At 72.4% G+C, this 10,411-nt stretch carries 7 protein-coding genes and 1 pseudogene; 4 read left to right on the forward strand and 4 right to left on the reverse strand.

The window, feature by feature from the left end; all coding sequences use genetic code 11:
* Positions 1 to 714 precede the first annotated feature (714 nt).
* From ACFO3J_RS00545 to ACFO3J_RS00555, 3 genes are all read left to right on the forward strand, one after another.
* Positions 715 to 2,076, forward strand: coding sequence for a bifunctional o-acetylhomoserine/o-acetylserine sulfhydrylase (locus ACFO3J_RS00545; protein ID WP_386424660.1), 1,362 nt, complete (start codon positions 715 to 717; stop codon positions 2,074 to 2,076).
* The gene (gene metX, locus ACFO3J_RS00550) at positions 2,073 to 3,230 is read left to right on the forward strand and encodes a homoserine O-acetyltransferase MetX (RefSeq protein WP_386424662.1); all 1,158 of its coding nucleotides are present in this window, start codon (positions 2,073 to 2,075) and stop codon (positions 3,228 to 3,230) included. Before ACFO3J_RS00545 ends, metX begins: the two co-directional genes overlap by 4 nt.
* 208 nt (positions 3,231 to 3,438) lie before the next feature.
* Positions 3,439 to 4,689, forward strand: coding sequence for an ROK family protein (locus ACFO3J_RS00555; protein WP_386424664.1), 1,251 nt, complete (start codon positions 3,439 to 3,441; stop codon positions 4,687 to 4,689).
* Between the two features lie 146 nt (positions 4,690 to 4,835).
* On the opposite strand, the gene ACFO3J_RS00560 is transcribed toward ACFO3J_RS00555, so the two are convergent.
* The 3 genes from ACFO3J_RS00560 to ACFO3J_RS00570 all read right to left on the reverse strand — a co-directional run bounded on the left by ACFO3J_RS00560 (position 4,836) and on the right by ACFO3J_RS00570 (position 8,165).
* On the reverse strand, positions 4,836 to 6,635 hold the full coding sequence (locus tag ACFO3J_RS00560; protein WP_386424667.1) for an adenylyl cyclase: 1,800 nt from the start codon (positions 6,633 to 6,635) through the stop codon (positions 4,836 to 4,838).
* A gap of 473 nt (positions 6,636 to 7,108) precedes the next feature.
* Entirely contained in the window at positions 7,109 to 7,312 is a 204-nt protein-coding gene (locus ACFO3J_RS00565) for a hypothetical protein (RefSeq protein ID WP_386424668.1), read from the reverse strand.
* Between the two features lie 190 nt (positions 7,313 to 7,502).
* Positions 7,503 to 8,165, reverse strand: coding sequence for a hypothetical protein (locus ACFO3J_RS00570; protein ID WP_386424670.1), 663 nt, complete (start codon positions 8,163 to 8,165; stop codon positions 7,503 to 7,505).
* A gap of 413 nt (positions 8,166 to 8,578) precedes the next feature.
* On the opposite strand from ACFO3J_RS00570, the gene ACFO3J_RS00575 reads away from it, so the two are divergent.
* Positions 8,579 to 9,943 carry a condensation domain-containing protein gene (locus ACFO3J_RS00575; protein ID WP_386424672.1) on the forward strand — a complete coding sequence of 455 codons (1,365 nt, stop codon included), beginning with the start codon at positions 8,579 to 8,581 and terminating at the stop codon, positions 9,941 to 9,943.
* Between the two features lie 104 nt (positions 9,944 to 10,047).
* On the opposite strand, the pseudogene ACFO3J_RS00580 reads toward ACFO3J_RS00575, so the two are convergent.
* A pseudogene (locus ACFO3J_RS00580) lies at positions 10,048 to 10,269 on the reverse strand (catalase); the annotation flags it as partial.
* Positions 10,270 to 10,411: the final 142 nt, after the last annotated feature.

Genomic DNA, 10,411 nt, shown 5'->3' on the forward strand with positions numbered 1-10,411 from the left:
TGGACACGGCAGGCCGGTCGGCGACCCGGCATCCGGACATCCTGGAGCGGGCCAGCCTCGTGACGATCGTACGGCGCGGCCGGGTGGTCGAGGCCGAGCCCCCGACGCGGTCGGCCGTCACCTTCATCGTGCGAGTCGCACCAGGACATCGTCCGGCTCACCGTGACCCACGAGAACCTCCCCGACCTGGAGATGTTCAACGGCATCTCGCAGGGCCGGCCGGCCGTGCGGCGAACCTCAAGTCGCTGCTGGAGACCGGTGAGATCCTCCCGCAGGCGCCCTGGGAGATGCGGCACGCGCACAGCTGGGACGGCGGCCGCCGAAGCCGGAAGCCGCCGCGGGGGGAGCCACCGCGCGTGCGGCGGCCGGACCGCCGACCACGCCGTGACGCCGGCCGGAGGTGACCCCGGGCTCCGCGCCCGGAGCGGCCCTTTCCTGTGTTTCATTCGTACGAGCACCGCGCCGGGTGTGGTGCACCCGGCGCGGTCTGTGATTTCCTGGCGGTATGACACCGCTTGTGACCCGTCGCCACGTGGACTACGGGCGTGTCACCAGCACGGGTTGTCGCGCTCAGCGCTGACGCCGCGTTCCCGGCGCCCTGCCGCCTTTTCCGGCCGCCGATCATCTCCCCTCGCGCCGCGCCCCCGGCGGGCTCCTCACGATGCCCGCGACCGCGCACCGCCACTCCCCCGCACGTCCGTTCAAGGGAGCACCATGAGCCAGCCCATCGACTCCGTCTCCGGTGGCCACACCCCCGAGGAAGCCCCCGCCGGGCCCGACACCTCGGCCTGGTCGTTCGAGACCAAGCAGATCCACGCCGGGGCCGCGCCGGACCCGACGACCGGCGCCCGCGCGGTGCCGATCTACCAGACGAGCTCGTTCGTCTTCCGCGACACCCAGCACGCCGCGGACCTGTTCTCGCTGGCCGAGCCGGGCAACATCTACACCCGCATCCACAACCCCACCCAGGACGTCTTCGAGCAGCGCGTCGCCGCGCTGGAGGGCGGTGTCGCCGCGGTGGCGCTGTCCTCGGGGCAGGCCGCGGAGACGCTGGCGATCCTGAACCTGGCGAGTTCCGGTGACCACATCGTCTCCAGCGCCTCGCTGTACGGGGGCACGTACAACCTCTTCCGCCACACGCTGCCGAAGTTCGGCATCGAGGTGTCCTTCGTCGAGGACCCCGACGACTTCGAGGCGTGGCGGGCGGCGATCCGGCCCACTACCAAAGCGCTGTTCGCCGAGACGCTCGGCAATCCGCGCGGCGACGTGCTGGACATCCGGGCGGTGGCGGACGTCGCCCATGAGGCGGGCGTCCCCCTGATCGTGGACAACACGGTCCCGACCCCCTACCTGCTGCGGCCGTTCGAGCACGGCGCCGACATCGTCGTCCACTCCGCCACCAAGTTCCTCGGCGGGCACGGCACCACCATCGCGGGCGTCGTGGTCGACGGCGGCACCTTCGACTTCGGGCAGCACGCCGAGCGTTTCCCGGACTTCAACGAGCCCGACCCGAGCTACCACGGGCTGCGCTACTGGCCCGCGCTGGGCCCGAGCGCCTACGCCATCAAGCTGCGGGTGCAGCTGCTGCGCGACATCGGCCCCGCGCTCTCGCCGCACTCGGCCTTCCTGCTGCTGCAAGGCGTCGAGACGCTCAGCCTGCGCATCGAGCGGCACTCCGCGAACGCGCAGGCCATCGCGGAATGGCTGGAGCAGCGCGACGAGGTGGCGGCCGTCCACTACGCGGGGCTGCCCTCCAACCGGTGGTACGAGGCCGGGCAGCGCTATCTGCCGCGCGGTGCGGGCGCGATCGTGGCGTTCGAGCTGCGCGACGGGGTCGAGGCGGGCAAGCGCTTCGTGGACGCCGTCGAGCTGTTCAGCCATCTGGCGAACATCGGGGACGTACGCAGCCTGATCATCCACCCCGCCTCCACCACCCACAGCCAGCTGGACGAGGAGCAGTTGGCGGCCACCGGTGCCGCTCCCGGCCTGGTGCGGCTGTCGGTCGGCATCGAGAACGTGGCCGACCTCAAGGCGGACCTGGAGGCCGGGTTCCGCGCGGCCAAGGGCGCGGCTTGAGCGTGCACCCGACCGCCGAGGTCCCCCTCCCGCCGGCCTCCGGGGCCTGGCGGGAGGGGGACCCCCCGGGGCGGCGGTTCTGGCACTTTCCGCCCAAGCCGCTGCCGCTGGAGGTGTCCGGCGAGCTGCCCGGCGTGCGGATCGCCTACGAGACATGGGGTCGGCTCGCCGCCGACGCGTCCAACGCGGTCCTGGTGCTGCACGCGCTCACCGGCGACAGCCATGCCGCCGGCCCGGCGGGCCCCGGGCACCCGACCGCCGGGTGGTGGGACGGGCTGATCGGCCCGGGGCGGGCGCTGGACACCGACCGCTGGTTCGTCATCGCGCCCAATGTGCTGGGCGGCTGCCAGGGCACCACGGGGCCTTCCTCGCTGCGGCCGGACCGGAGGCGCTGGGGCGGCTCCTTCCCCTGTCTGACCCAGCGCGACCAAGTCCTCGCGGAGGCGGATCTGGCGGACGCGCTGGGCCTGCGGCGCTGGGCGCTGGTCGTCGGCGGCTCGATGGGCGGGATGCGGGCCCTGGAATGGGCGGTGTCCTACCCGGACCGTACGGGCGCGCTGCTGCTCCTCGCCACCACCGCCACCGCCAGCGCCGAGCAGATCGCCTGGGCCGGCATCCAGCTCGGGGCCATCCGCTCCGATCCCGCCTGGCGTGACGGGGACTACTACGAGGCCGGCGCCGGACGCGGCCCGCACACCGGGCTCGGCCTGGCCCGCCGACTGGCCCAGGTGACCTACCGCAGCGAACCCGAACTGCAGACCCGTTTCGGCCATCTGCCGCAGCGGGGCGAGGACACCCGGCGCGGCGGCCGCTATCAGGTGGAGTCCTATCTCGACCACCACGCCGCCAAGTTGGTACGCCGGTTCGACGCCGGCAGCTATGTCACCCTCACCGAGGCGATGAACGGCCACGACATCGGCCGCGGCCGCGGCGGCGTCGCGGCGGCGCTGCGCCGGGTGACCGCGCGGACGCTGGTGGCGGGCGTCGACTCGGACCGGCTCTATCCCCTCGCGCAGCAGGCGCGGCTGGCGGCCGGCATCCCGGGCGCGGACCGGCTGCGGATCATCGAATCCCGTTACGGGCACGACGGCTTCCTCATCGAGACCGCGCAAGTCGCCGCGCTCATCAGCGAATTGCTGGGCTCCGGCGGCTGAGGCAGCACCGCGGTGCCGGCCGCGCGGCCGGAACCGGGGCGCCGCGGCCGGAAAAGCTTGGCCGAACGCACCCCGGCCATGGTGAGGTGCGGCTTGGTACCTTCTGGGAGCGCGCTCACGCGGTGTCGACCCCGCGGGTTCGCCGGACCGAGGGGGGACCGAGGTGTCGAGCCGCACCAGCACTCCGTCAGCGGCCCAGATCCGGTGGATGAACGCCGCCGCGGTCTACGACGCGATGCGGGACCGCGAGTCCAGTACGGCCGGCGACCTGATGACGGCGACCGGACTGTCCCGGCCGACCGTGCACATCACCTGCGACTGGCTGATAGCGCAGGGGCTGGCGGTCGAGATGCCCAGTGACACCGCGCAGGACGCCCAGCCGGGCCGGCCGGCCCGGCGCTACCGGACCGACCCCCGGGCCGGGTTCGTGCTCTCGCTGGACATCCGCGAGAGCCGGGTCATCGCGGCCGTGGCCGATCTGACCGGCCGGGTGTGCGGCGAGCTGGCCCGGGAGGTCGCCACCGATCCGAGCCTGAGGTCGCAGGTCACGGTGCACGGCCCGGCCGTCGCACACGATGTCGTCGCGCTCGCCGGGATCGGGCCCGGGTCCGTCTGGCAGGTGTGCGTGAGCGTCCCGGCGCCGGTGCGGTCGCACGCGTACGCCCCGGACACCGCCGCACGGCACCGGGCCGGCGCCCGGGGGGTGATCGCCGAGCTGGACCACGTGCTGCCCTGGCCGGTGGTCGCGGAGAACGACGCCAATCTGGCGATGATCGGCGAGCACTGGCAGGGCGCCGCGCGGGGCCTGGAGAACGCGGTGCTGCTCGACGTGTGCGAGAACGGCTTCGGCGCCGGGCTGATCGTCAACGGCCGCCTGGTGCACGGCAGCAATGGCGTCGCCGGTGAGATGACCGCGCTGAATCTCCTGGCCGGGATGGGTCCGGCCGGCGGGGTCGCCCGCAAGGCCGCGCGGTTGGGCGCGGAGGCGGTCGGAAGGGCGCGGGCGACGGCGAGCGCGGCTTCCGGAGCGGCGGACGACCGGCGGCTGGTGCGGCTCGCGGACGGCGATCCGGACCGGGTCACCACCGAGATGGTCTTCGCGGCCTGCGACGCGGGCGATCCGGTCGCGCGGCGGATCGTGGACCGGCTCGGTTCGATCGTGGCCCGCCCGGTGGCGATGCTGGCCACCTTTCTCGACCCCGAACTCGTGGTGATCTGCGGCCTGTCGGCCGAGGTCGCGGAGCGGCTGATGCCGGCCATCGAGGAGCGGACGCTGGAGCTGTACGACCGGCGGTTCGCCGCACCGGCGCCGCGGCTGACGCTGGCCGCGCTCGGCGGGCGGGCGATCGTCCTCGGCGGGGTGCGGCGGGCTCTGAACGAGGTCGAGGGACGGCTGTTCGGCGCCTCGCACAGCGAGCGCTGGTCCTCGGCGGGGACGCGCTCCGCCAACTGGCGCTGACCCCGGCGGGCATCGCCCGCCGGGGCATCACCAGCGTCGGCGTTCGCTGGCCCTCGGGGCGGGGCGCCTTCCCAGGCGGCCCGCCCCGGTGGAACCATCGGCCACCGTCGTTACCTGCGAGTGACCGGCCGGACAGCGGCTCGGCGTCAGACGGTCGCGACGCCGTTCGCGTACCGGTTCATGTAGTAGAGGCCGAAGCCGTTCTGCACCGGATCGCCGCTGTTGTTGATGGCGTGCAGGATGCCCCCGCCGGCCGCGTCGTTGAGGCAGGCGGTCATCAGGTCGGTGAAGACCACGCCGGGGGTGTCGGGGACTTCGTAGGCCCGGTCGGTGTAGATGTTGGCCTCCAGATTGAACACGCAGTAGCTGCCCAGTCCCCAGGCCAGGTGGTCCGTGACCCGGTCGGCGACCTTGTAGGCGGCGTAGCCCTTGGTGCTGCCGTGCACCCAGGCGGCCTGGGTGGGGACGTCGTAGGGGTGCTCGTTCTGGAAGAAGTAGGTGCGGCCGTGGTTACCGTTCCAGAGCACCTCGTACTTCTGGTAGTGCTCGACCGCGAGGCCGTAGGCGGTGACCCGGTCGCCGTTGACGAGGAAGCCGGTGTCGGCCGGGTTGACCGACCAGCCGACGCTGCCGTCGTTGCCGTGGTCGGCGCGCCAGAGCCAGATGTTGTCGCAGATCACGTCGTTGCTGTCGATCTGGACGCTGACGGTGGCGCTGCCGGCGATGGCGCCACCGATGCGGGCGTAGACGTCGAAGAGCACGGTCGGGTCCTCGGCGTGCCGGATCCGGCTGCGGCCGTGGCCGACCCGGAGCAGGAACGGGGAGTTGGCCGAGGCGGCCTCGAGGAGCACACCCGCGATGGAGACGCCACCGACGTCGGCGACCTCGATCAGCGAGTTGCGGTGGGTGGCCTGGAGGGTGGCCAGACCCAGGCCGAGCACCACGGTGCCCGGGCGCGTCACACGCAGGGGGGAGGACAGGCGGTAGACGCCGGGGGTGAGCAGGAGGTGCAGGCCGTGGTCGAGGGCCTGGTTGATGGTGGCGGCGGAGTCGCCCGGCTGGGCCACGTGGAAGCGGGACAGCGGGATGCTGTGTCCGGCGGCCCGGTGGTGGGAGGCCCAGGTCGTCCCGGTGGAGTGCTCGCGGAGCGCGGGCACGAAGACGCTGTAGGAGCCGTCCCGGGCGATGGTGAGGAACGGCTTCTCCCGGACGACCGGGGTCCGGTCGACCACGGTGTAGGACGGGTTGGGGAAGTGCTGGGCGGGAGCGTTGTCGGTGCCGACGAAGACCATGTTCCAGTTGTTGCCGGTCCAGCTGCCGAAGGTGTCGTTGCGGGACAGCCACTGCTGCTGCGAGCCGGAGTCGATCTGGCCGTCCACCACACTGTCGGCCAGGAATCCGCCGCTGGACCACTGGTTGCCGGGCGGGCTGGGCCACAGCGTCATATTGCCCTTGATGTGCGCGCGGCGCATCGGACCCGCCTGGGCGACCGCCCAGCGCTCCAGTCCGTCCGGCGGGACGATGCACAGGTTCTCGGCCGAGCGCCAGAAGTTCTGCGTGCCGTTGCCCCCCAGCCACTGGGCGTCGACCGTGACATGACCATTGATCACCACATCGTCAGGGCTGTCGCCGAGCCCGAGTACATGCGTGTAGAACCCGACATTGATGTCGACATTGTAGGTACCCGGCTTGAAGGCCAGGGCGTACCGCTCGGCGCCGAACTGGTTCGACTGCTGCGTGGTGAACACGGCGTCGACCTGGGCCTGGATCGCGGCGTCGCTCATGGAGGGGTCGAAGACAAGGACGTTCGCGCCCAGCGGATGGGCTCTTCGGGCGGGCGCCGAGGCGAAGGCGGACCCGGCGGAAAGGCTGCCGATCAGCGGCAGGGACGCGGCGGCGACGGCCGCGCCGCGCAGTACGGAACGGCGGTTCGGGGTGACGGACATAGCTCTCCCTGGTGTGTGGTGGGGTGGGAGGTACGGCTGGTCCTCGTGCAGAGAGCGCTCTCTCGCCGGGAAGTGAAGCATCGGGGGTGTGCAGCGTCAATAGTCTGTAGACAAGCGAGTTTCGATTTCAGGTATGTGTTCGGTTGATGAAGTCGATCAGGAAGCGGGCGGCGCCGCTGTCGAGGCGTGACGGTGCGCGGGAGGCGCCGCAGGCCCGTGGATACCGGTGGGTTTCCGACTTAGCGGAGGATCGGCCCAGGTCAGCACGTTCCGGTCCAGGCCGCCGGTGGCGGACGCGGTGCTTCCCGCTACCGGGGCCGGGGTGTCGGACGCGTGCCGGGCCACCGTTCTTGGCTGCCCCGGTGCGGGTCGTCGCCGGGGGCCGGGAGCTCACTCGGCCCGGTGGCGTTGAGCGGGAGCGGGTCCCGCGCCCGGGTACGCGCTGTCTGTCCTCCCGGCGATCCGCCGGCCGCTCAGGGGTGCCGGCGCAGGCCGCGGTTACGGACCCGCCAGGCCTGGACCAGAAGGAAGAGGCCGATCAGCGCGATCACCACACCCAGCACCGCGTACTGGCCATGGCCGGACATGCCGGAACCGCTCATCGCGCCGGTGCCCTGCGCGGTCCAGACCACGCCGAGCACGAGGAGGACGATCCCACCGATCGCGCGGACCACCATGTTCGCTCCGTTCTCCGCACCGGTACGTCTGCCGCGCGGCATCCGCGCGTCCGTCCCTCAGCTTGGTCCGTTTCGGTGCGCCGGGCGCGGCCGGAGATCTTACAGAACACGAACGTAGTGGGGTCCGGCCGGACGCGGGCTCGGGACGGCCGGGACCGGCTTCCGGCGGACGCCGTCCTGGCCGGAAAGCTCAGCGGCGCTGCTGCACCGCGGTCAAGCCGCCCACCGGCCCTTCGAAGTGCGCGGCGGGACCGCCGCCGCAGCGCCAGTGGGCGGCGGCTGCCTCCGCCACCGGGCGCAGGCCCAGGCCGTGCCGGTCGCAGACCGGCCAGACCAGCCGGAATCGGTCCGCCACCTCTGCCTGCACTTCCTCCGCGACCTCGACCAGGGCCCGCACCGGATCGTCCCCCGCCGAGGGAGCCAGGCCGTTCCCCGAGCTGAGCAGGGTGCCGTCCCCCAAGGCCAGCAGGGCGCGGGGGCCGCCGTCCGTCGACAAAACGATGTGCAGACCGTCGACGACTCCGCTCCCCGCGAAATCCGCCGCCACCCCGCGCACCGCCTCCTCCAGGACAGGAAGGCGCCCGGGAGCGAGCGCGAACCCCGGATCGAACGCGACGGCCCGGAGCAGCTTCGCCGCCAGCTCGGCCATCTCCGCTTCCGGGATGTCCGCCGGCCGCCGGACGACGAGTTCCCGGACGATGTCGGCGGTGTGGCCCCAGTCCAGCAGCAGACACGCCAGCTCCACGGCCTCGGCGTCCACGCGCAGGCCGGCGCGCAGCTTGCGGTACACCTGCTCGCTCAGTCGCTCAGCCCGGTGCAGCGCCTCTGCCGGGGCGGCGTTCTCCTGGGTCACCGGAGCGGTCTCCTTCCGCGCGTCATGGTGTGATGGTGTGTCGGGCCGCGCCGACGCCGCCCCCGGAAGGCCGACTCCGGCGCGGGCCGGCCGAACGCGGTGCGAGAGTCGCGGTACGAACCTACCCACCGCCGAGGCTCCGCCGGGAAGGGTGGCGGTCCGCACCGGTCCGCGCGGTGCGGGCAGCAGCGCCGTGGCCCGCCCCCGGCCGAGCGGCTCGCGCCCGGTTGCCGGAGCGCCTACGCCGACGGGCAGACGGCGCACCCCGGCGGGCGTAGAAAAACCGGTGGGGTGCGGAGCGGGGTCCGGATCGGCCGAACGGGGGTGTGCCGGGCGGGCGAAGCGGCATACTTCCGGGCACCGTCGTCTGTCGGCGAGACTGGGAACTCGGGCCTCCACATGAGGAGTTGTCGATGAGCGAGCGGGAATTACTGCACCTGGACGTATCCGCCGCGCGGTCCGGGCGGGCCCCGGCGACCTGGGGGCAGCAGGCGATCTGGGACGCGGTACTGGTCCTCGGCCACGACGCCGCCTTCTACAACGTGAGGGTCGGCTTCGAACTCCCCTCCCCCCGGCCGCGCGCGGCCGTGCTGGAGGCGCTGGCGCACGCGGCGCAGTTGCACGAGTCGCTGCGGACCCGGTTGCAGCCGGAGACTTCGGGCGGGCTGACCCAGATCCTGGACGCGGCCGGCCGCTTTCCGGTGACGGTGCGCACCAGTGCGCGCGAGGACACCGAGCGGGTGGGCGCCGAACTGCTGGCCGAGTTGGCGGGCCTGCCCTTCGACTGCGCGAAGGAGTGGCCGCTGCGTATCGGTCTGGTCGAGGCGGACGGTCTGGTGCGGCACTACGCGATGGTGCTGTCGCACACGGCGGTCGACGGTGGCGGGTTGCGGCGCCTGGCCCGGGATGTGGTGATGATGCTGGACGGCGTGTCGCCGCAGCGGCTGCGGGAGTTGTTCCCGGCGACCCAGCCACTGGACGAGGCCGCCTATCAGCAGTCGGAGCGTGGCCGGAAACGGGACGCCGCCTCCCGCCGCTACTGGATCACCAAGCTCAGCGAGGGGCCGCGCACGCTGTTCCCACCGCGTGGCGAGCAGGCGGCGGACCCGCGGTCGCCCTACGCGATGCTCCACTCCCCCGCACTGCTGCCGGCGGTCGACCATGTCGCCGCGGCGCGCGGGGTGAGCGGCTCGTCGGTGCTGCTCGCCGCGGCCGCCCAGCAGACCGCGCGGCTGAGCCGGTCGGCGGAGCCGCTGCTCCAGGTGGTGGTCAGCAACCGCTTCCTGCCGGGCATGTCGCAGACGATCACCACGGTGGCCCAGGAGGGGCTCTTCCAACTGCGCACCGGATACGAGGATTTCGGGGCCCTGGTGCGATGGGTGCAGACGGGTGCGCTGAGCGCGTACCGCTACGCCTCCTACGACAAGCGGCTGTTGGACCGGGACATCGAGGAACTGCGCGGCCGGCTGCCCGACATGGCCGACCACTCGTGCTTCTACAATGACACCCGGGAGCCGGAGCTGTTCCGCCCGGCCGCCGAGGACGGCGAAGCGCCCCCGCTGGCCCGGGCGCGTGAACGGACCAGGCTCGTCTGGCCGGACGAGTTCTCACCGCGCGCGAACGTCAGCTTCGCCGTCAATGTGAACGACGAACCGGGAGAGGTGAAGCTGGCGATCACGGCCGACACATCGCTGATCTCCCGTGAGGAGATGGAGTCGTTCCTGTTGGGCATGGAGGAGACGGTGGTCGAGGACGCCCTCGCCACGGGATGCGTCTGATCGCGCCCCGCGTTCGGCTCACCCGGCGCGGCGGCCGGCGCCGCCGGCCGGCTCGGGTCGCGGGAGCGCTGCCCGTCGGCCTTGGGGCCGCCGTAGCTGTTGGACGTGCCCAGGTCGCTCATCAGGATCAGCACCTGACGGGCCGACTCGGGTGAGAGCGGAGAGAAGTCCCACCGCATGTTGTTGCTGCGCGGGCCGCTGTCCGGCGTACGCTCCCGCGAGTGGATGAAGTCGGGGAACTTCATGCGGTCACGCACGAAGAAGACCGGCATATTGTTGCCGACGACGTCGAAATTGCCCTCCGCCGTATGGACATCGGCGGTCACCTCGAAGTAGCCGAAGGCGCCGCCGGTCGGGGAAGTTCGTCGTCCCCCTCGACCCAGTAGCCGAACTGGCGGCCGTGGTCATTCCGGAGACGGCCACCGTCCCCAGGACCTCGGGCACCTATGGCCGGTTCGACGCCTCACC

This window comes from Streptomyces polygonati, from assembly GCF_042650325.1.
In the GTDB taxonomy this organism is placed as follows: domain Bacteria; phylum Actinomycetota; class Actinomycetes; order Streptomycetales; family Streptomycetaceae; genus Actinacidiphila; species Actinacidiphila polygonati.

What these genes read in the sequence shown, in the direction of transcription:
- ACFO3J_RS00545 (WP_386424660.1), top strand. Translation starts at nt 715, where the DNA reads ATGAGCCAGCCCATCGACTCCGTCTCCGGTGGCCACACCCCCGAGGAA.
- ACFO3J_RS00555 (WP_386424664.1), top strand. Translation starts at nt 3,439, where the DNA reads ATGAACGCCGCCGCGGTCTACGACGCGATGCGGGACCGCGAGTCCAGT.
- ACFO3J_RS00560 (WP_386424667.1), bottom strand. Translation starts at nt 6,635, where the DNA reads ATGTCCGTCACCCCGAACCGCCGTTCCGTACTGCGCGGCGCGGCCGTC.
- ACFO3J_RS00565 (WP_386424668.1), bottom strand. Translation starts at nt 7,312, where the DNA reads ATGGTGGTCCGCGCGATCGGTGGGATCGTCCTCCTCGTGCTCGGCGTG.
- ACFO3J_RS00575 (WP_386424672.1), top strand. Translation starts at nt 8,579, where the DNA reads ATGAGCGAGCGGGAATTACTGCACCTGGACGTATCCGCCGCGCGGTCC.